Source organism: Microcystis wesenbergii NRERC-220, assembly GCF_032027425.1.
Taxonomy (GTDB): domain Bacteria; phylum Cyanobacteriota; class Cyanobacteriia; order Cyanobacteriales; family Microcystaceae; genus Microcystis; species Microcystis wesenbergii_A.
Genome location: NZ_JAVSJA010000001.1, coordinates 270,968 through 291,788, shown reverse-complemented (window position 1 = coordinate 291,788; position 20,821 = coordinate 270,968). Strand labels below are relative to the sequence as shown.

Annotated in this window: 23 protein-coding genes and 2 pseudogenes; 18 read left to right on the top strand and 7 right to left on the bottom strand. The window is 42.0% G+C overall.

From position 1 onward, the window contains the following. Window positions 1-100 precede the first annotated feature (100 nt). Together RAM70_RS22835 and RAM70_RS01460 are read left to right on the top strand one after the other, a co-directional pair. Window positions 101-385 (top strand): annotated as a pseudogene (locus RAM70_RS22835) (transposase). A gap of 430 nt (window positions 386-815) precedes the next feature. After that, window positions 816-1,256 (top strand): DUF29 domain-containing protein, encoded by a 441-nt coding sequence (locus RAM70_RS01460; protein WP_312671997.1) that lies wholly within the window; start codon window positions 816-818, stop codon window positions 1,254-1,256. Window positions 1,257-1,413: 157 nt separating this feature from the next. On the opposite strand, the gene RAM70_RS01455 is transcribed toward RAM70_RS01460, so the two are convergent. Then, the gene (locus RAM70_RS01455; RefSeq protein WP_312671996.1) at window positions 1,414-2,280 is read right to left on the bottom strand and encodes an alpha/beta fold hydrolase; all 867 of its coding nucleotides are present in this window, start codon (window positions 2,278-2,280) and stop codon (window positions 1,414-1,416) included. Between the two features lie 264 nt (window positions 2,281-2,544). On the opposite strand from RAM70_RS01455, the gene RAM70_RS01450 reads away from it, so the two are divergent. The 5 genes from RAM70_RS01450 to RAM70_RS01430 all read left to right on the top strand — a co-directional run bounded on the left by RAM70_RS01450 (window position 2,545) and on the right by RAM70_RS01430 (window position 7,714). After that, window positions 2,545-3,525, top strand: coding sequence for an ABC transporter ATP-binding protein (locus tag RAM70_RS01450; protein ID WP_312671995.1), 981 nt, complete (start codon window positions 2,545-2,547; stop codon window positions 3,523-3,525). A 230-nt stretch (window positions 3,526-3,755) separates the two neighbouring features. Next, the gene (locus RAM70_RS01445) at window positions 3,756-4,697 is read left to right on the top strand and encodes an ABC transporter ATP-binding protein (protein WP_288002173.1); all 942 of its coding nucleotides are present in this window, start codon (window positions 3,756-3,758) and stop codon (window positions 4,695-4,697) included. Beyond that, window positions 4,687-5,517: an ABC transporter permease gene (locus tag RAM70_RS01440; protein ID WP_045360060.1), complete on the top strand. Its 831-nt coding sequence runs from the start codon at window positions 4,687-4,689 to the stop codon at window positions 5,515-5,517. The genes RAM70_RS01445 and RAM70_RS01440 overlap by 11 nt, the downstream gene beginning before the upstream one ends. 2 nt (window positions 5,518-5,519) lie before the next feature. Next, window positions 5,520-7,046: a GldG family protein gene (locus tag RAM70_RS01435; protein WP_312671994.1), complete on the top strand. Its 1,527-nt coding sequence runs from the start codon at window positions 5,520-5,522 to the stop codon at window positions 7,044-7,046. 47 nt (window positions 7,047-7,093) lie between these two features. After that, window positions 7,094-7,714, top strand: coding sequence for a Uma2 family endonuclease (locus RAM70_RS01430; protein ID WP_312671993.1), 621 nt, complete (start codon window positions 7,094-7,096; stop codon window positions 7,712-7,714). A 21-nt stretch (window positions 7,715-7,735) separates the two neighbouring features. On the opposite strand, the gene RAM70_RS01425 is transcribed toward RAM70_RS01430, so the two are convergent. Both RAM70_RS01425 and RAM70_RS01420 read right to left on the bottom strand, forming a co-directional pair. Next, window positions 7,736-9,214: a protein kinase domain-containing protein gene (locus RAM70_RS01425; protein ID WP_312671992.1), complete on the bottom strand. Its 1,479-nt coding sequence runs from the start codon at window positions 9,212-9,214 to the stop codon at window positions 7,736-7,738. A gap of 90 nt (window positions 9,215-9,304) precedes the next feature. Beyond that, window positions 9,305-10,204 carry a J domain-containing protein gene (locus RAM70_RS01420; protein ID WP_045360066.1) on the bottom strand — a complete coding sequence of 300 codons (900 nt, stop codon included), beginning with the start codon at window positions 10,202-10,204 and terminating at the stop codon, window positions 9,305-9,307. 346 nt (window positions 10,205-10,550) lie between these two features. Here RAM70_RS01420 and RAM70_RS01415 point away from each other — a divergent pair, with 346 nt between their 5' ends. The 3 genes from RAM70_RS01415 (at window position 10,551) to RAM70_RS01405 (ending at window position 11,931) form a co-directional block, all read left to right on the top strand. Then, a complete protein-coding gene (locus RAM70_RS01415) occupies window positions 10,551-11,300 on the top strand; it encodes an NYN domain-containing protein (protein WP_012265277.1) in 750 nt (249 codons plus the stop codon). Between the two features lie 142 nt (window positions 11,301-11,442). Continuing rightward, the gene (locus tag RAM70_RS01410) at window positions 11,443-11,667 is read left to right on the top strand and encodes a DUF433 domain-containing protein (RefSeq protein WP_125732512.1); all 225 of its coding nucleotides are present in this window, start codon (window positions 11,443-11,445) and stop codon (window positions 11,665-11,667) included. Continuing rightward, window positions 11,668-11,931, top strand: a complete 264-nt coding sequence (locus tag RAM70_RS01405) for a DUF5615 family PIN-like protein (protein ID WP_308417752.1) — start codon at window positions 11,668-11,670, stop codon at window positions 11,929-11,931. Window positions 11,932-12,043: 112 nt separating this feature from the next. Here RAM70_RS01405 and RAM70_RS01400 read toward each other — a convergent pair whose 3' ends face one another. Together RAM70_RS01400 and RAM70_RS01395 are read right to left on the bottom strand one after the other, a co-directional pair. Then, entirely contained in the window at window positions 12,044-12,346 is a 303-nt protein-coding gene (locus RAM70_RS01400) for an element excision factor XisI family protein (RefSeq protein WP_002784929.1), read from the bottom strand. After that, window positions 12,331-12,750 (bottom strand): XisH family protein, encoded by a 420-nt coding sequence (locus RAM70_RS01395; RefSeq protein ID WP_288002165.1) that lies wholly within the window; start codon window positions 12,748-12,750, stop codon window positions 12,331-12,333. Before RAM70_RS01395 ends, RAM70_RS01400 begins: the two co-directional genes overlap by 16 nt. 525 nt (window positions 12,751-13,275) lie before the next feature. Here RAM70_RS01395 and RAM70_RS01390 point away from each other — a divergent pair. The 8 genes and pseudogenes from RAM70_RS01390 to RAM70_RS01355 all read left to right on the top strand — a co-directional run bounded on the left by RAM70_RS01390 (window position 13,276) and on the right by RAM70_RS01355 (window position 19,558). After that, on the top strand, window positions 13,276-13,890 hold the full coding sequence (locus RAM70_RS01390) for a DUF1349 domain-containing protein (protein ID WP_002734072.1): 615 nt from the start codon (window positions 13,276-13,278) through the stop codon (window positions 13,888-13,890). A gap of 115 nt (window positions 13,891-14,005) precedes the next feature. Continuing rightward, on the top strand, window positions 14,006-14,404 hold the full coding sequence (locus RAM70_RS01385) for a hypothetical protein (protein WP_079209156.1): 399 nt from the start codon (window positions 14,006-14,008) through the stop codon (window positions 14,402-14,404). Window positions 14,405-14,406: 2 nt separating this feature from the next. Then, complete coding sequence (locus tag RAM70_RS01380) at window positions 14,407-14,814, top strand: hypothetical protein (RefSeq protein WP_002774524.1); 408 nt, start codon at window positions 14,407-14,409, stop codon at window positions 14,812-14,814. Window positions 14,815-15,056: 242 nt separating this feature from the next. Continuing rightward, window positions 15,057-16,291 (top strand): annotated as a pseudogene (locus tag RAM70_RS01375) (RNA-guided endonuclease InsQ/TnpB family protein). Window positions 16,292-16,391: 100 nt separating this feature from the next. Then, window positions 16,392-17,156: a PD-(D/E)XK nuclease family protein gene (locus RAM70_RS01370; RefSeq protein ID WP_045360074.1), complete on the top strand. Its 765-nt coding sequence runs from the start codon at window positions 16,392-16,394 to the stop codon at window positions 17,154-17,156. Window positions 17,157-17,844: 688 nt separating this feature from the next. Further along, entirely contained in the window at window positions 17,845-18,528 is a 684-nt protein-coding gene (locus RAM70_RS01365; protein WP_045360078.1) for a J domain-containing protein, read from the top strand. A gap of 74 nt (window positions 18,529-18,602) precedes the next feature. After that, window positions 18,603-19,214 (top strand): DUF3611 family protein, encoded by a 612-nt coding sequence (locus tag RAM70_RS01360; RefSeq protein ID WP_044000031.1) that lies wholly within the window; start codon window positions 18,603-18,605, stop codon window positions 19,212-19,214. A gap of 2 nt (window positions 19,215-19,216) precedes the next feature. Further along, window positions 19,217-19,558 carry a DUF565 domain-containing protein gene (locus tag RAM70_RS01355; RefSeq protein WP_080754312.1) on the top strand — a complete coding sequence of 114 codons (342 nt, stop codon included), beginning with the start codon at window positions 19,217-19,219 and terminating at the stop codon, window positions 19,556-19,558. 75 nt (window positions 19,559-19,633) lie between these two features. Here the strand turns inward: RAM70_RS01355 and RAM70_RS01350 are convergent, their stop codons facing one another. Next, on the bottom strand, window positions 19,634-20,383 hold the full coding sequence (locus tag RAM70_RS01350; protein ID WP_045360080.1) for a Uma2 family endonuclease: 750 nt from the start codon (window positions 20,381-20,383) through the stop codon (window positions 19,634-19,636). A gap of 145 nt (window positions 20,384-20,528) precedes the next feature. Next, window positions 20,529-20,816, bottom strand: a complete 288-nt coding sequence (locus tag RAM70_RS01345; RefSeq protein WP_045360082.1) for a ssl2009 family thylakoid membrane protein — start codon at window positions 20,814-20,816, stop codon at window positions 20,529-20,531. Window positions 20,817-20,821 lie beyond the last annotated feature (5 nt).

Genomic DNA, 20,821 nt, shown 5'->3' with positions numbered 1-20,821 from the left:
TAGTCCGATTTTTGATATTCAGTTCATTATCAGCGATCGCTGTTTAGTTATACTAAATCCGGTTATTAAAGACTGATTATTTATTCCCCTTTTTGCATGAGTGCCTCTCCTCATAACTAACCTATACTCAACGGATTTAGGATCAGACCATGTTCGAATTCTTCTTACTTACCCACCCCTGATGCTCTTAAGTGGGTTAATAGTCAACCTAAAAGCAACTTCTTGCCAATTAATCTGGGACAATTATCCTAACCATTTTTAAAAGATTTATTGGCAAGACAAACGGGTTTTGTGGACAGGGACGTATTTCGTGGCTGGTTGTGGTGGTGTTACGATAGACCAACTTAAAAAATATGTCGAGAATCAGGATTCTCCTAACTATTAGTTGTGCTTCGTGTCACTGAGCTTTTACATTGAGCCTTTACATTGAGCGTGTCGAAATCTGTCGAAATCTGTCGAAGTGTGGACACTGAGCTTTTACATTGAGCGTGTCGAAATGTGTCGAAGTGCTGTTCTATATTGGCCGAACCTTTCATCTCCGAGGTGAAACAAAGGGTTCCTTCAAGCCGACATTACAGGTAACTGCCTTGTCAAACGCTTTTGTAACCCACAGGCAAAGGTGAAACAATCTCTTATACTACCAGCCAAATTCTGGCAGATTTTTTTGAAAAAATCCTTGACAAATCCCCGCACTTGACAGATACTTATATATAGAATGGGAATCCGTGCCTGCCTGCGAACCCTCTTTTTTTAGGTTAGATAAGCGTCAAAAAAATAAAAACCTAATACCTGACCAGCGCTAAAGAGGATAGGTTATGACAACTAAAGACTTATACGAACAGGACTATCCTGCTTGGTTAGAAGAAACGGCCAAACAACTGCGACAAAGACAGACAAATGTATTAGATTGGGAACATCTCGAAGAAGAAATCGAAGCATTGGGAAACGAACAGAGACATAAAGTAGATAGTTATCTCCTACAATTGCTCATTCATCTGCTTCTCTACCAATACTGGCCGGAGGAACGAGAAAGATGTGCGCGGGGATGGCAGGACGAAATCGGTAACTTTCGGGTGGAATTAGAACTTTTATTGGAGTCTAAAACCCTTTATAACTATTTTTTAACCAGAATCGCCGTTATTTACCCCAAAGCAGTGAAGCGAGTCCGACAAAAAAGCCAATTACCGGCCGCTATCTTTGCCGAAAGCTGCCCCTATAGTCCCGAACAAATCCTCGATTCCGATTTTCTCCCCTGAAATTCCAGCAGATTTCTTCAAAAAAACCCTTGACAAATCCCCGCACTTGACAGATACTTATATATATAATGGGAATCCGTGCCTTCCTGCGAACCCTCTTTTTTCAGGTCAAATAAGCGTCAAAAAAATAAAAACCTGATAACCGGTCCCTAACTACCTATAAGCTTTTCACCCAATCACTAATCAACTGGTTAACCTCTGTGGGAATTTCATCGTGGGGACAATGACCGGCAGTTAGATAATATTCTGTGAGAGAAGGATAGTATTGACGGAATTTGGCCCCGCGTTCCCTAGTATTCATCCAAGGGTCCCCTTCACCCCATAACATCAACAGGGGACAACTTAACTTTTGCAGGAGAATATCCACATTTTCCCCCCGGGGAGATTTAAACACAGAAGCAAAAACTTTGGCTGCTCCCGCATCCAGGGAAGGACGACGGATATCTTCTATTAACTGCTCAGTAATGGCACTGCGATCGAGATATACTTTCTCTAGGGTTTTGCGGATAGTTTTGGGTTGACGGGTATAGAGAAATAAGAGATAACTGGCCCAAGGTTGCAGCAGCATCGATCGCAGTAATTTTTGTGCTAAATTAGGCTGACGATTGCTTTCTGTATCGCTAAAGGGACCGGCGCTATTGAGGAGAATTAATCCCCGAACATTCTCGGAATGATTAGCAGCCACACAGAGAGAAGCGTAACCCCCCAGAGAATTACCCGCTAAAACCGTCGGTTGGCCCACAACTTCCTTGATAAAATCATTTAATTGTTGCTGCCAAAGATTGCCACTATAGACAATATCCGGTTTAGCTGATCTACCAAATCCTAACAGATCGATCGCCCATACCTCCCATTCTGAGGCTAAACCTTGCACATTTTTTCGCCAATGGTCGGTGGAAGCGCCAAAACCGTGGACTAATAGTAACGGGGGTTTTCCCGCAACTCTAGTACCCGCTTGCACATAGTGTATAGAATTTCCTTGCCATTGCCAATTTTGCCTTATCGTCAGAGCAGCTGTATTCATCGGCCGTTTTGTTAAGTAATGTGAATAATTCTTAGTCTAACCGATTGAGAAACTGGAGACCAAGCTAGAGATTTTTAGCCAAACCCCTTGACCAAAAACGGAACTTGACATATACTTATATATATAATGGGAATCCGTGCCTGCCTGCAAACCCTTCATTTTTGGGCAAATAACCCTAAAAAACACTCTCAAAAAAAATCTTGAGCGGGATTAATCTGCTGGTATGGGTGGCTAACCCCAGAGAATTACTCCTGAATAACAGCTATGAAGATTTTGACGATTTTACAGGGATTAATCGACAAAAATCCCTTAACTGAGGCGGATCTAGAAGAATTACTAGCGATCGAATCCTTAAATTTTAGGGAGACTAACCCTCTGATCCTACAGGAAAGGGCGGAACTATTAACGATTCTCTGGCCGCGAGTCTGGCAAAAATGTCAGGAGTTAGGGATAAATCAGCCAAATCAGATTTTGATCAGCTGTTGGCGCTTCTGGATTCCCTGGGCGCTACAGCTACGCAGCCACGCAAAACCGTTGATTCAAGGCATTTTGGCCCCTCAAGGCACGGGTAAGACCACCTTAACATCCATAATGTCGATTATTTTAGCCTATTTTGATTTAAAAGTAAATAATCTCTCTTTAGATGATATTTATAAGACCTATAATGAGCGAATAAAATTGCGTCAAAAGGATGAAAGATTGCGCTGGCGTGGTCCACCGGGTACTCATGATATAGCATTAGGAATTAAAGTTTTAGAACAGGTTTGTCAGCAAGAAAGTCCGATTTTAATCCCGCGGTTTGACAAGTCCCTGCATCGAGGACAAGGAGATAGAATTGCAGCGGAACAAGTGGAACGAGTTGATATTCTTTTTTTCGAGGGTTGGTTTGTGGGCATGAATCCAGTAGAAGAAACAGTCTTTGATCATGCCCCCGATCCGATTAATAGCGAAGAAGACCGACAATTCGCCAGGGATAATAATCAAAGATTGCGAGAATATCTACCCCTCTGGTCAAAAATCGATCGCTTACTGATTCTTTATCCCCTTGACTACCGTTACAGTTTACAATGGCGACAGGCGGCCGAAACAAAAGGAGGTATGAACCCATCAGAAATCGAGGAATTTGTCAAGTATTTTTGGAAAAGTTTACATCCGCAATTATTTCTCCCACCCCTGCTCAAACAAGCAGATCTAGTGGTAGAAATTAATCGGGATCATAGTCTGGGAAAAATCAGTTATCAGTGAGCAGTAGGCAAGAGGCAAGAGGCAAGAGGCAAGAGGCAAAAGAAAGAATCTGGCAATTCTCCTACCCAAAAAGAAGGTTAGAAACTAAGTCCATAAAATCTTCTAGCTTAACAAATTAGGTTTTAGATTCCGTCGAGTTAAAAGAAAGCTCCGAACTTGTCACTTAACACTATTGACTGAAAACTCCCATCTGGTAACTGATAACTGATAACTGATAACTGATAAAGCTTATGATTGAAGTCGAACATCTGAGTAAAATTTATGGTTCTACCGCGGCAATCAGTGACGTGGATTTTACCGTAGAAAAAGGAGAAATTCTCGGTTTCCTAGGACCAAATGGAGCGGGAAAAACCACGACTATGAGGATTTTATCCGGTTATATTCCTGCCACGACAGGAACAGCAAGGATAGCAGGATACGATGTGCATCAACAATCCTTAGAAGTGCGTCGTCGCATTGGTTATCTTCCCGAAAATCCCCCCTTGTATCCAGAGATGACCGTGGAAAGTTTTCTCGATTTTGTGGCACGGATTAAAGGTATCTCATCGGGGGATAGAAAAGCGCGGGTAGATTTAGTTTTAAGCAAATGTCAGTTACTAGAAAAAAGAAAAGTTATTATCCGCAAGTTATCCAAAGGTTATAAACAGCGTGTAGGAATTGCCCAAGCGATCATACACGATCCACCGGTAATTATTTTAGATGAACCGACAGTAGGATTGGATCCGAAACAGATTATCGAGGTGAGAAATCTGATTAAAAGTTTAGCGGGAGAACATACAATTATTCTCTCCACTCATATTTTACCAGAAGTGAGTATTACCTGCGATCGAGCGACAATTATTAATCGGGGTCGCATCGTGGCCAATAATATTACTACCGCTACCCCTGCCGGTTCCAGTTATGAAATTGAGATTGATGGTGATAGGGATTCCCTGCTAGAAATCCTTCAACAACTGCCGCAAGTCGAACAAGCAGCAAAAGTCGGCGATAACCTGCTCAAAATTGTTGGTCAAGCGGGGACAAACCTAGGGGCAGAAATTGCTAGAATAGTTGTCAACAATGGTTATAACCTATTAGAAATGCGTCGCACCCGTAAAACCCTAGAAGATATCTTTCTGGAAGTAATCGGCAGCGGGGAAAGTAATCACCAAGAGGAGAGGCATGATCAATAATATCTGGGCGATTTTTCGCAAGGAATTTCAAAGCTATTTTACCGCCGCCAATGCCTATATAATTATGGGCATATTTTGGTTAGTAGCGGGATTTTTCTTTAACTCCCTTCTCTACGGCATTATTCTCGATGTTAGTATCCAGGAACAATCGGGATTTCTGGTAGCCAGAGATGTGGTATCTGAATTTATGACCACTTTCATCGGCATGATTTTATCCTCTTTATTGTTGGTAATTTTGCCAGCCCTATCCATGGGATTATACGCAGAGGAAAAAAAACAGGGAACCCTAGAACTTTTAGCCACTTCCCCCCTGACCAATTGGAGTATAGCCATCGGTAAATTATTGGGAGTGCTGGCCTTTTTTACCGTGATGATTACCCCCCTCTGGATTTATGAAATAGTAGTTTTTAGTAGCGCAGTTCCCCCAGTGAATATAGCCAGTGTTTTAATGGCTCATCTAGGATTAATTTTACTGGCAGCGGCCATCCTAGCCATCGGGATGTTTATTTCTTCCCTTACCAATAGTTCTATCCTTGCTTACATCATCACCTTTATCACCATCTTATTTATCTGGATACTGGATGTAATTGCTAACAATGCCGAAACCTTTTTTCGAGATCGCATCGGAGGAGAAGTGGGAGAACAGATCGGATTTTTCCTGAAAGAATTGCTCTCCCATCTATCTTGGTATCAACCCTTTAACAATTTCGTGCGGGGAATTTTTGACAGTAGTAGTTTAGTCATTCTCCTCAGTTATATTCTGCTGGGAATCTTCCTAACTACTCAAGCGATCGAAGCGGACCGTTATCAAAGAAACTAACTATGATATCCTGGCAAAAATACAGTAAATTTCTCTATATACCCGCCCTATTTCTGGGTAGTGCCGGTCTAACCGTGGGGTTAATCTCCGGTCAATGGTCATCCCTCTCTCTGGGGTTATTAATTGCCGGGTCTATTCTGTTTCTAGGGTGGCTGTTGTTATTAGTAATCACCCAGAAAGAATTTTGGCAAAAAAGAAGTACCCGCACCGGCACTCAAACCCTTATTACTACTATTATTGTCCTCGGTGTTATCGGTTTAATTAACTTTCTTGCCCTCCGTTATCCCTATCGAGTTGATTTAACCGAAAACCAAATCTTTAGTTTATCCCCCCAAACCGAAAGACTATTAACCAATCTGTCAAAACCAGTCAAAGTCTGGATTTTTTCAACCCGGGGAATCAGTGCCAGCGAACAGGAACTTTTAGCCAATTATCAACGCAAAAATCCCCAATTTCAGTACGAGATAGTTAACCCAGAGAAAAAACCCAATATTGTCCAAGAATTCAAAAAACTAGCCAATGATAATCTAGCCAGAGTTTATGTACAGTATGGTGACAAAAAACAACCCCTGAAAACTATTAGTGAAGAGGAAAGTCTCACCGAAGCGAAACTGAGTAACGCCATCGAAACCGCTAAAACTGATCGCACTTTAACCGCTTACTTTCTGCAAGGTCATGGAGAAAATGCCATCAAAGAACCTCAAGGGGGTTTAGGACAAGCAGTCAATAGTTTAGAAGCAAAAGGTTATCAAGTAAAACCACTTAATCTAGTAGAACGTTCCACCATTCCCAGTAATGCCGATGTCATTATTATTGCCAGTCCCAAAAGAAAAATATTTCCCCAGGAAGTCACCGCTTTAAAAAACTATCTTGAGCAGGGGGGCAAAATTTTATTACTGATTGACCCCCAAACCGAAACCGGATTAGAACCCTTATTAACCCCTTGGGGTGTGAAACTAGATAATCGGATTATTATTGATGCTTCTGGTGCTGGGGAAATCATTGGTTTAGGTCCGGCTAGTCCCATTATTACCAATTACGGTAATCATCCCATTACTCGCGATTTTGCTAACGGTATTTCTATCTTTCCCTTTGCTCGTCCCATCGCCACCGTTCCCGTGGAAGGAATTGAAGCCGTATCTTTAATGATTACTAATGATAAAATGTGGGCTGAGAGTGATTTAAATGATCAGAATCTCCAGTTTAACCCTGAAAAAGATTTAGCCGGACCTTTTGATCTGGGAGTTGCTCTGACGGGAAAAAAAGGTAAATTAATCGTGATTGGTAATGCCAGCTTTGCCAGCGATGGACTGTTTGAACAACAGTTAAACGGAGATATATTTTTAAATTCTGTGCAGTGGTTAGCCAGTGGTGACACAGCCACCTTATCTATCCGGGCCAAGGAACCAGAAAATAGAAGAATTAATTTAAATCCCCTGCAAGCTAACGCTATTTTTTGGATAGCGATGGTAGTGATGCCTTTAGTAGGATTTACCCTAGCTGGATTGACTTGGTGGCAACGTCGTTAATCGAGTTAGAATCTAGAAAAATCATCTCTCTTATTCCCCTAACTGCCATGACCACAACCCAAACTATCCCCCAATTGTTGACTTTTGATGACTATATCAATCAATATCCCGATGATGGACAACAATACGAATTAATCGCAGGAAAATTATTGCCCATGATGCGACTGATCGGAAAACATGAAGAAATTGGCGGATTTATAAGCATGGAGTTAGGATTGGAGATTAGAAGACGGCAATTGCCCTATTTTATCCCCAATACTGCGGCAGTAAAACCCCTTCGCCCCCATACGGGTTATCTACCCGATATTATCGTCTTAGACAGAGAAAATCTAGTTAACGATCCCTATTGGGAAACCGCTTCCTCAATTTCTCTGGCAACATCAGCTAAATTAATTATTGAAATTGTCAGTTCCAATTGGCGAGATGATTATCGGAAAAAATTCGACGACTACGAACAATTAGGAATTGCCGAATATTGGATTATCGATTATTTAGCCAAAGGTTCGGCCCGATATATCGGCAGCCCCAAAGAACCCACCATTTCTATCTATCAATTAATCGATGGAGAATATCAAGGTAATTTATTTAAACAGGATCAACGTCTTATTTCAGGGATTTTTCCAGAGTTAAACCTGACGGCTAATCAAATTTTTCGTGCTAGAGCTTAAAGAAAAACCCGTATTTTTAGATTAATTACTATTTTCCACCGTGGGAAGAGGAGAAGGTGATAAAACGGGAGGAGCGATCGGTTCAATTTTATCCTCATTAACTGGGGGATTAATCACCTCTGGAACAGGGGAAGGAGAAGGAGAAGGAGAAGGAGAAGGGGAAGGAGAAGGGGAAGGAGAAGGAAGGGGAGAAACTTGAGGACTCGGCTCCGTTTCAGGAAGGGGAACAGGAATAGGAATTACTTCTTCTGGGGTGGGACTAGGAGTTAATTCTGGAGTCGCTTCTGGACTAGGAATCACCTCTGGGGTAGGAGTCGGGGATGGGGTAGGAGTCGGGGAATAAATAGGAATCCGTTGACGAGAAGGTCGTCGGATAGGGGGAAAATCTTGGGAGGGAGGAGGAATGATTTCAGGACTAGGAGAAGGTTCGGGGGTTGGTGATGGTTTAATTTCCTCATTTTTGGGTAAAAGAGCCATAAATCCCCGATATCCTAGGGCAAAAGCCCCAATTGTCACCGCAAAAATCAGCAAAATCCACAGCCAAGGATTCTTTTTTTTCCCGGAATTGGGTTGAATAACCACAGTGGGGGAGACGGTTGGTTTTGGGGGTGTAGAGGACTTTAATCGGGGACTATGGGGAGAAACCGCGATAGTCGGTTGGGTGGACAAATCGGGGGATATTTCTGCCAAAGCTGCCAACATTTCCCTGGCAGTAGCAAACCGATCGCGGGGATGAAAACGGATCGCTCGATCGATTACCATAGCTAAATTAGGATTAACATTTTCTGCCTCCTGTCGCCAGAGAATTTCCCCCGTGCGCGAGTCAGTTTCTAGATATTGGGGAGTTTTTCCCGTTAATAAAAAAATCGCCGTTAAGCCTAGGCTGTAAAGGTCACTAGAAAAGACTGGTCTCCCGGCGGCCTGTTCTGAAGCCATATAACCGGGGGTGCCAAGGGCGATCGAATAGGCACTTTTTCCCGTAGGATCGAGTAAGGTGGCCACTGCCTCTTTCATTACCCCAAAATCGATTAAAACGGGCAAATTATCACTATTTCTTAAGATAATATTATCGGGTTTCACATCCCGGTGAATAATGCGGCGACTGTGAATAAAATCAATAACAGGCAGTAAATTCTCCAAAATCGTCCGCACTGCTGAGGAGGATAAATTTCCCTGACGTTGCTGTTTTTGGGTTAGTGTCTCCCCTTCAATCCATTCCTGCACCAGATAGAAGTGATTATCTTGGGCAAAATAGCCGTACAAACGGGGTATTTGGCGATTTTGCTCCCCCAATTCCTCTAAAACACTTGCTTCTTTCTGAAAACGTTCTTTTAACCATTCTGGCATCTCCTCACTTTGAATAGCCGGCTGCAATTTTTTAATCACACAGCGCCGTTGAGAAGGCATATTCGTATCGATAGCGATATAAGTTTCCCCAAATCCCCCCCTAGCAAGGATACTAACAATTTGGTAGCGATTGTTTAAAAGCACTAGATTCATTACCCTGAGAGTGCAAGCGTGGTCATAAATTGTTCCTAGACTAACATTCTTTCGTTAAGGAAAAAGTCAAGGGAAAAACTAGAGTCAAGTCTAAGGAATCCAGCGACGGATTTTCGTCCACAAAGGTGCATTATCTTGACTACTCATCTCCAGAAAACTTTGATAACAATCGTAGGCGCGATTAAGATGGGCGGTGATTTCTGTAGCATTGGGATGAGAATTGCGATCGGGATGCCAATAACACAAGAGAGTTTTATAATTGTTCTCAATCCGGCTAGTCGTGCTAAAAGGAGTAATCCCCAAAACTCGCCACCAAGCGGGATTAGCCGACTCCATAATCATCACGGCCAAGGAACGGGGCGAAGGATAGAGAATTTGGGCGATTAATGACCAATCTGCCCCATAACACCGCCGATAAACCGCTTTAACCCGCTCTTTTCCCAACTGTTCACAAGCTTGTAAATGCCATTGACGAAAATCCCTCCGCATCTGCTGATGAGTTCGCAAATCTCGCCTGGCAAATCTGCCCTCAGCTAGTTTATTAGTGCCAATAGTGTTAAAGTTACCATTAGCGATCGCTTTTAGATCCCAGTAGAGATGATAAAAAGGATCTTGACCCAAGGCGAGACTTTCCAGAATTTCCTTAGCGTAACCTCTAGCCGGATTTAATTGCAATAATTCCCCTAATTCCCGACAAAACTGCTCATTTTCGGGCATACCGCGCCATTGCCAATAGTTAACATCCGGTTTTGCCAGAGACTGCCTATATACACTGCGCCACCCCTGGGGAACAGTACAGGCGATCGGGGTAGCCAAAGGAGTAGCCAGGGGACAAAATTGACCATTTAAAGAGCTTTCAGGAGCATCTTCTAGTAAACAGGCAAGATGATAGGCGGGATGACTACGGGGCGTTTTTTGGGGGCTAATAAACCAAAAAGCCGTTAAAATGAGAATTAGGTACAAGAGTAGAGAAAGAATTTGCTCCGCCATCGCCACTTTTAGTTAGTCTGCTCAGTTACCCGAAGAATTATAATTGGTGCTATGGTCGCTGAAAAGTTCTTTGTATCTCGGCTGATTGTCAGGAATCTGCCTAAAGGAGGTTGTTTGCAGTAGGTTAATCTGGCTAACAGGCTTCTGGGTTTGATATACGGAAAAGTTCGGCGCAATTCCGCTAAAACGGGGTGATATGCCGAAAGTTTTCCCATATCCTTACTCTGGTTATTCGGAAAGTTTCTGTATAATTAATAGTTGGATGGCTTAGGTTATCGGTTGGGGCATACTTGAAGAGTGTCTGTTCGAGTTCAAAAATTAAAGTGATCAGCACACCTGGAGCAATATGCGGCAATCAGAATCAAAAATTGCGCTGCTGATTGATGCAGACAACGCCCCTGCATCAAAAATTGAGGCGATCGTCTCTGAAATTGCAAAGTATGGAGTTGCCAATATTCGTAAGGCTTACGGAAACTGGAAAAGTCCTGCGCTGAAAGCCTGGGAGGAGTGTTTGCATGAATACGCTATTCGCCCCGTCCAACAGTTCGACTATACGAAGGGCAAAAATGCTACTGATGCTGCAATGATTATTGATGCAATGGATTTGCTGTATACACAACAGTTGGATGCTTTTGCAATCGTGTCGAGCGATTGTGACTTTACTCCTTTAGTGATGCGAATTTTGACAAATGGCTTAAAAGTCTATGGATTTGGCGAGAAGAAAACACCATTGCCTTTTGTTTATGCGTGTTCAACATTTTTATACCTAGAAACTATTGATCAAGCAGTAAATTCTGAGGAGACTTCCAAAGTTTCTGCAAGTGTGAAGAAAACTGGTAAAGAGTTGAAGCAAGACACCAAATTAATCAGTTTATTGAGGGGCGCTGTTTCTAGCACTCTAGACGATGATGGTTGGTCGAATTTGGCAGAGATTGGCGGACACATAGCAAATCAGACATCTTTTGACCCACGCAACTACGGATATGCAAAGTTGAGTGGCCTGTTCGAGGCTATTGACTTATTCGAGATTCAGCGAAAAAATAAGGCAGTCTTCGTGAGGAGCAAGCAAAAGAATGGCACTACTCCAAAAACGTAGTGCAGATCTGGTAGGGTGCGTTCCCTCATGCGAGTCCTACTGCTGCAGCGATCAATTTTAAGGAAACCCAACATCCTCACCTACTACCATGAAAGGATATAATAAGTTTACTTAAGGTCATCAAAGAGGTAACAAAACCTTAATGGAAAGTCGTATCCATATCCATCCAGATATTTGTAATGGAAGACCTGTTATAGCTGGAACCCGAATTCCGGTGCAAACAGTTATGGAATTTTTGGGAGCAGGGGATTCTATTGAAGAATTCCTTGAAGAATATCCTTCTCTGAATCGAGAAGATATTTATGCCTGTATGCAATTTGCAGCAAGATTGATGGCGAATCACTATGAAGTCAGAAAAATTGCATGAATGGTTTTTTCTTTGATGAAAATTTACCAGCTAAAATCCTCTTCACTCCATCTTTACCGATCATTTTTAGGGAGAAGTCCAAGGGATACGGAAATTTGGCAATATGCAAAGGATAAAAAACTGGTTATTGTTACGAAAGATACAGACTTTTCCGATCAACTAATGCTTAATTTTTTTTGCACCCAAAGTAGTACATCTCCGTTTTGGCAATATACGAAAACGAGAATTTCATCAGTTTTTAGCTCCTATTTGGCCAGAAGTTGAAGCTTTGGTTATTGAACATAAATTAGTTAATGTCTATTTAGATAGAATTGAAGCATTTAGATAATTTTTCCTAACATTCATTGCGATATCGCTAAGGTGGGTAATGCCTGCCTTACTCTAGGGAAAGTCCAGTAATAATATCTTCTGGGGGAATCCCAGCTTGAATTAAATTGGTTGTTAATCCTTCTTCAAGATTATCATCTTCAATGACAATTTTATTTTTCAATAAACGAGCGTGAAATAAAATTGTATTAATCCATGCTTCTTTTTCCCAACCAGTCATAATTATTAAAAAGTTGCCTGATTCTGGATCACAAACTGGGGTAATTTTAAGGGTTTGTAATCGAGGTTGCATCGCCGACTCTTTTCTGATAACTTGAGTCAGAATATCGGCATAATTTACTGTGTTATCCATTCGCAAATTATCTCCTTTTGAGGATTATAAATAATTAAATTGATTCTATTACGTTTAATAACCAGTTGGAAAATAGCTTTTTTGAAGTGTTTTAAATAAACCGCTTGACTAATGCCCAAAAAAAGTTTTCTTTCAGGTTCTTGTGAATCTAAAGCCCATTGGTATAATTGAAGTTGTCCTATTGTTTTTTCTAATTCACTGATAACTGAAGGCGTATCAAAGTCTTTGATTTCTACGGCAATTTTACGTTCTTCTTTTTCCGCAGCAAAAAACTTTTCTGCTCCTAAATCAGCTTTAAGCAAGGTTTGTTCTAAGGTTAGAATTAAAGGATCATCAGTGATTTTCCAACCCTCTTTTTCTAAAGTATGACGTAATGATAAATGTAGATCGTCTCGTCTGGACATCCTTATAAACCCTGCTTAAGAGGTTCGATTTCTATTCTACTACAGTTCGCCCTAATTCGGATTTATTATGACCGAAAAAGCGGTAAGGTGGGCAATGCTCACCCTACTATTTCTATTTTCGCTTGGTCAGGCTAGAGACTAACCCTAATCCTCCTAATCCTAACAAGGCAACAACGGAACTCAGTGCAGATCTGGTAGGGTGTGTTCCCTCATGCAAGTCCTACCGCTGCAGCGATAGATTTGAATGATTATAAGCTAAAAACGTCTAGGCACAGCGACGGACGGGAGTGCGAGTGCCGTCGAATAATTGTAAATTTTTGTTACGAAGTGCAGTCAGATTGAAGAATTAGTGATAGGGTCGCTGAAAAGTTCTTTGTATCTCAGCTGATTGTCAGAAATCCACAAAACGGGGTGATATGCCGAAAGTTTCCCCATATCCTTACTCTGGTTATTCGGAAAGTTTCTGTATAATCAATGGTTAGCTGGCCTCGTAATATCACGATGTATCTGATTAGGAGCGATATTATGCGACTTAGTGAAAATTTTTTACAGCCAGCATTGTCAGATGATTTTTACTGGCTCAACGAGCCGACGCATTATCGTTTGGGTAATGGCTTGGAAATTTCTACAGATGAAAAAACTGATTTTTGGCAAAACACGCACTATGGTTTTCAAAGAGATGATGGGCATTGCTTATTGATGCGACAAGTTGGGGATTTTTCCCTAATGACCCAAGTAGAATTTCAGCCTCGGGAAAAATATGATCAATGTGGCCTAATGGTGCGGATTGACAGTCAGAATTGGATAAAAGTTTCCACGGAATATGAAAGCGAACAAGCTAGTCGGCTTGGTTCTGTGGTGACCAATTTGGGATATTCTGATTGGGCAACGCAAGACATTTCTTCACGATACCGCGAAATGTGGTATCGCATCAGTAAACGGGGGAGCGATTTTCTGCTAGAGAATTCTTATGATGGGCAGGCTTGGCTGCAAATGCGGATCACACACTTACACAAGATAGCCGACGATTGCCAAATCGGAGTGTATGCCTGCAGCCCGATAGGCAAAGCGTTTCGCTGTTGTTTCAAAACCTTGGAAATCTCAGACAATCAGTGGCTGGCAATACCGGAAGCCAGCTAATAACTGTATGCACCTGACTGGCACTTATGCGCCTTAACGCCTGGCTTGTTGTGGTTGACGGCTTGTCTGTCTTATGCTAGAGTTTCATAATTACCCAAAGCTAATGAGGCCAAAAATAATGGACAAAAATAAGCCAGAAGAAGTTCAAGAGGCAATGATTTCAGTGGGAGTGGGTACAGCGATTGGAGCTAGTGCATCGGCAGTAGTTGGCGGTATGGGACTGGCTGTAGGAGGAACTGCTCTAGGCGTCGGCATGGCTCCAGTAGCAGCAGCAGGAGCAGTGGTCGGCACGGCAGTTTACGGAACCAAAAAAGCAATAGAAGAACAAGACGCAACGGCAATTGGAGCAGCAGCAATTGGTGCGGGTGCTGGAGCCGGTATATCAGCATTAGTTGGAGGTATGGGATTAGCAGTAGGGGGGACGGCAGTTGCAGTGACAATGGCTCCCGTCGCGGCAGTAGGAGCAGTAATTGGTTTAGCTGGATATGGTATCTCTAAATTATTCACTGAGTAAGAATGGCTAAACGGAAAAGACAGTCTCCCAATGCTGCTCAAAAATTAGTAAGAGGAGCAATTCGGGACTTTATTAATCAGGTTAATGGCATAGTTATTGAGCCGGAGATAAATACTCCTGTAAAGGGTACAGAGGCTTGGTATCGGGACAAACTGGCTAGAGAATTAGGAGGAAAAACCGAGGTTTACATTGATAAGGTAGGTAGAATAGATGTCTTAACTAATACGGAAATAATTGAAGTTAAAAATACAAAAGGCTGGAAATCAGCGATCGGGCAAATAAAGAGTTATGGACAGTATTATCCCAAGCATAAAATGAGAGTTCACCTATTTGGGAAATTGACTGAGAGTAAACTAGAAACTATTCAGAGAGTATGTAACCTAGAAGGTATCACTCTAACTTGGGAATAGTATGATCGCCGATCTGGCAGCACCCTGCTCATTGATTCAAGCAAATGATTACAAGTTAAAAACGTCTATGCACAGCGATCGATGGGAGTGCGATTGGCTGGTGAGCGTTCTCCGTCTCAAACAGATTTTACCGAAATTTTGGGTTAAAGCCCCGTCCTTTTAGGACGGCTTTTTAAACTATATCTTGTTAACTTAACTTTTATTGTGCTATACTGATTTTGTCTAAGTCCCCCCTGCGTAAAATGTTTGTCTTAGAGTTTAAAGTTAAAGCTAAAACTCAACAGTATCAAGCCATAGACGATGCTATTCGTACTGCTCAATTCATCCGTCACAAATGTGTAAGGTTATGGATGGATACAAAAGGTACGGGTAAGAACGATTTATACCGATATTCTAAAGAATTAGCTCAGGACTTTAAATTTGCCGATGAACTTAATTCAACTGCTAGACAGGCAAGTGCTGAACGTGCTTGGAGTTCAATTAGTCGTTTTTACGACAACTGTAAACGTAAAGTATCAGGCAAAAAGGGGTATCCTCAATTTAAAAAATCTCGCTCTGTTGAATACAAACAATCAGGATGGAAGCTTCTTAGCCCTAAAACTGTTAAGTTCACTGACAAGAAAAACATTGGTGTTCTTAAGTTGGTAGGAACTTGGGATTTAGGGTACTTTCAAGAATCCGATATTAAACGGGTTAGGTTGATTCGGAGAGCGGACGGTTATTATTGTCAATTTGTCCTTTCTTGTGACGTTAAAGAAGATGTTAAACCATCAGGTAAGTGTATTGGCTTAGATGTAGGTTTGGCTTCTTTCTATACAGATCACAATGGCGACAAGGTTGATAATCCTCAATTCTTGAGAAAGTCTGAGAAACGATTAAAACGACTTCAAAGGCGATTATCTAAAAAGAAAAAGGGAAGTAAAAATCGTCAAAAAGCTAGACAAAGATTAGCTAAAGCTCACCTTAAAGTAAGTAGGCAACGTAAAGACTTTGCTGTGAAATTAGCAAGGCTTCGGCCGTGAGCTCAGCCGAACGGTGCGTAGTTCACTCTAGCGATGTGATAGCCTACGAGGATTTAAGAGTTAAGAACTTAGTCAAGAATCATTGTCTAGCTAAATCGATCAATGATGCGGCCTGGTATCAGTTTCGGGAATGGATAGAGTATTTTGGGGTTAAATTCGGCAAGATAACGATTGCTGTCTCACCGAATTATACAAGCCAAAACTGTTCAAACTGTGGTGAAATTGTTAAGAAATCTTTATCGACTAGAACCCATCAGTGTAAATGTGGGTGTGTTTTAGATAGGGATGAAAACGCCGCTATCAATATCCTTAAAAAAGGGTTAAGTACCGTAGGGCATACGGGAACTTTCGGGCTAGATCCGATAAACGCTTGGGGAGAGAATACCTCTACTTTTTCAGAAGCGATTCTGTCTAAGCAAGTAATCTCTTTGAACCAAGAATCCCCGTCGCTTTAGCGCGGGGAGTGTCAAACCATCCACTTAGGGCTGATGGGTTAATCTATTCTCAATAAGCCCTGCTTGTTACTGTGACTAATCACATTAACGATAACCTATCATGTCTGAGATCTATCGTCTTGCCCAAGGCCATTTAAACCTATTGGAAACCTGTCCACCGAGGTTTCAAAAAGTCTATCTAGAGCAACTTAACACACCGGCTGATCCCGGGCAATTGCAGCGGCAAGAATGGGGCAGTCAGTTTCACCTATTATTACAGCAGCGGGAATTAGGGCTGCCGATCGCGTCTCTGTTACGGGAAAATGAACAGTTAGAACATTGTTTAACAGCCCTATTAAAGGCTGCCCCGGCAATTGCCCAAAATCCAGGAGAAACCAATCGAGAAGCGGAACATTGTCGCAGTTTAACTGTGGGTAATTATTTATTAACGGTTATCTATGATTTAATTTTATTAGAGAGCGATCGAGCGGTAATTTTTGACTGGAAAACCTACTTAAAACCGATCGATGCCGACAAACTAGCCAAAAATTGGCAGACGAGACTTTACCTGTATGTGTTGGCAGAAACTTCTGCTTATCCTCTGGATAGTTTATCGATGACCTATTGGTTTGTGCAGTTACCCCACAGCCCCGAACAAATTACTTTTAACTATAATCAGAAACTACACCAACGGACAGGGCGCGATTTACGCCGTTTATTGAAGGCTCTCGATCGCTATCTATCAGCATACCAAAATGATTTAGTTAATTTTCCCCATCGTCCCGATTGTCAGCTTCATTGTCCCTATTATCTTAGACAGGAGCGATCGGGCCAAATAGAGTTACCCTCGATCGATGATATCCCTGAAATCAATCCTTTTGTCTAATTATTGCCAATTTCGTCAGAACTCAGAATTCTGAATTCTGAAGATTATTGTTATTTATTCTCCCTTCTCCCCTCTCCCCACTTCCCCACTTCCTAATCCATACTTTGTGCTTTTTGTCAAAAAAACTTTTTCTTTGCAATAAAACTACACAAAAAAAAGATCATCGTTGTGGGTGAAATTGACTGATTTACCCGTCTTAATTAGGATCACTTTCTAGGTGTGGCAAGGGTTTCAACTATTGCTGCCCAAAAAAGCACAGAATAACCCATTATGAAATTGTATCAAATCGCTGTAACCATTGTAACATCGTTGTTAAATAAAAATCTTTCTCAATTAATTCTTAAGAATTTATAAATATTGCGAAATATTAATTTAAATATTCTCAAGTTTTTGGAGTTAATAGATAATTTTTGATTATCCTTGACCAACATTGGGTTAGAAGTCAGTATTCTCCGAGTCGGGAGACAGTATTCAGGAGATAGGAGACAGGTTTTAGGTGTTGGGGTGTTGGGGTGTTGGGGTTTTGGTTCAATTTCCCCACTTCCCCACCTCCCCAATTCATAATTCATAATTCCCACTTCCCACTTCCCACACCCCACTTCCCCCCACCCCATTCTCGACAATTCTCCTTCTCCGCCGCGTTAACCATGGTCGATAATAATAAAAGACAGATCGATCGCTTGCGCTCATGACCGGCAACCACTACCAAACCTTAGAAATCAGCCATAAATCGACCCCTGACGAGATTAAACAGGCCTATCGGCGTTTAGCCAGACAATTCCATCCCGACAGTCAAAACGATAGTGCCAGTCACGATAAAATCGTCGCTATTAACGCCGCCTACGAGATTTTAAGCGATCCGAGACTAAGAAAAGACTACGATAACCAACTAATCGGCAATTCTCCCCGCAGCCAACGTACTGCCACCGCTCAAGCAAATTACCATCGTTACAAAGAAGCGGTCAAGGAAGACGAGGTCTTGGTCAAACAGTGGTACAACCAGACCTATAGCCCGATTAATCGTCTGATTGGTCAAATTATCCGGCCCCTCAAACGTCAGATCGATCACCTCTCCGCCGATCCCTTCGATGATCAGTTAATGGCTGTTTTTCAAGACTATCTAGAAACCTGTCGCCAAAATCTCGATCGAGCCAAAACCCTCTTTTCTCAACGGCCCAACCCTGCCAAAATGGCCAAAGTGGCCGCTTCTCTTTACTACTGTCTCAATCATCTCACTGATGGACTAGAAGAATTAGAAACCTTTACCCTTAACTACGATGATCGCTCTCTCCACACCGGTCAAGAAATGTTTCGCATAGCCCAGGGTTTACAGGTGGAAGCTAAACAGATAGCCAGTCAGTGCCAAAATTAAATCTCTAGCCATGGGCAAAAAAAAAGACGAAAATAGATCAAGACCAAATTTACCCAATCCCTAGCTTAACCCCGATGAGAGACAAACAATCAGAAATTACCAATATATCCACCACTAGAGATTCTGATCTTTATTCCTTGCCTCCAGCCGTCCAACGGGCTGCTAATATCCTTTTACGTCAGGGAAGAATCGGTTTTTGGACGCAGATTGTCCTAGGCGTGATTTCAGGGGTTTTATTACTCATTGCTACCGCTAGTTTATTAGGGACGAGACAACGCACTTCTGGCATTGAAATCGGTGTTTTATGTGCCATTGGTGGGGCTGGTTTCTTGGTGGTCGCCATTTTCTTTTCTTCTCGTTACATGAAAATTGCCCGTCAAATGTTGAGGGGTGATCAAGATAGTCGCCCGAAAAAATCCGATACTATTCAGTTAATCCGTCAGGGTTTAATCGCTAATATTATCGGGATGTTTTTAACGATTTTGGGGGCGCAAGCGTTAGCGGGAATCGTCTTAATTAAATCCCTCAATGTTCCCCAAGGTACTTTTAATGTTGCCTCTAACCCCAGTCAATTTGTTAATTCTGTTGACCTGTTAATTGTGCAGGCCAATACTAATACAATTCTCGCTCACTTTACCGGTATCGTTACTTCTTTGTGGCTTCTTAATCGTATTACTTCTAAATAAATATGGCCATGCAACGCACCCGTTTAAGTACGCTGGCTAATGTCACCAGCAGTCGATTTAATAGCTTTTTTAGTAATCCTTGGCGGCGGATTTCCCTACAGATAATTTGTGTTTTATTTGGAATTTTTTCTGGTCAAGCAATTGTCACCACTGCCGGCCAAACTGCCCAATGGGATGTCACCGCTGCCGGTTTATTGCTGCTGTTTACGGAGACGATTAGCCGGATTGTTTACCGAAAAAGTTCTCAGGCTAAACCCGCACCGATTCTGCGAGAATCTTTCAATTTACTAAAAATTGGTATCACCTATAGTTTATTTCTAGAAGCCTTTAAAATTGGCTCTTAAATGTTTAATGATCGCTGCCGTTTTCCTGTACCAGTCCTAACTGTTATTTTTGTGCTATTTCTAACAGCACTTTTCTTACATTTCATCGGGGTTAATTCCAAGCAATCTCAGCCTTTCGGCCAGCCGTGTCGCTCTTTGTTCAGCCTCTTGTTTAGCCAGCCGTTCTCGAGCAGCGCTCGCCTCAGCCTGGTTCGCTCTTTCCTCCGCCGTTAGATAGCGATTTCCTGACTGGTCATACCAGTATAACCATTCCCGATACCAAGCAATATGTTCTCCTTTTTCATAACCCAGCGCCAAGCCAATTTCAGGCAACCAAACTCGATTATTCTCACTTTCTAGAAGTTCATATTTCCCTGAGATTAATTTATATACCTCTAATCTTTGTCGGTTTTTAAATCTTCCCCTTCTGCCACTCAAAGGATTGTAAATTACATAATACAGAATCCCCAGGTTTTGGTAATTTAAGAATTTTTCCTCATACTCACTATTATATTTCTCGGAAATTACCTCTAAAAACAAAATCGGCAAGATATACTTTTCTCCCCACAAAACATAGCTTAACCGACCTCTTTCTCCTGTATCATGGTTGACTCCAACTGCTAAGAAACCATCGGGGACAAAAGCTGATTCGTCTGGATTATAATAAACAGCCATATCTACCCCAAAATACCAATCATCTCGACCAGACCAAATTAAAGCTAATAAACTTAGCAGTAGGTTGGGCATATCATTCTGTAACTGATTGTCCACTGGAGTTTCGTCGGAAGAGGGCAATTCTTCGGCGCTGGGAAGAGGGCGATTTTTGTTATAGGTGAGGTTAACCATAGCTCCCGCAAGCGTGGTGTTTGATTACTGCTAATTCTAACGGAGAATCTTGTGCCTTGCTTTTTGCCTCATCTCCACAAGCAATTTAAATGCGCGGGCATAGCTTATCCAAAAAGGTTTTTAGATTTATTCAGCCAGCCCAATTTTAATGATCGCTGCCGTTTTCCTGTACCGATCCTAACTGTTGACGCACATCATCGATCGCTAGATTTAACTGGGCAATTTTATCTTCTAAACTGCGGCGGGCCATTTCCATGCCTTCCTCTGGAGTCAAGCGCCCATTGCGGATGCCCTCCAAAAAAGACTGATTGTCAGCAGCTGCTAAACTGCGACGGCTGCGATTAGCCAACACTGTCCCCAAAACACCGCCCACTAAACCACCGACAATCGCACCGGCTAAAAAACCGCCCGTAAACCCATCTCGCTGACTCATAATCC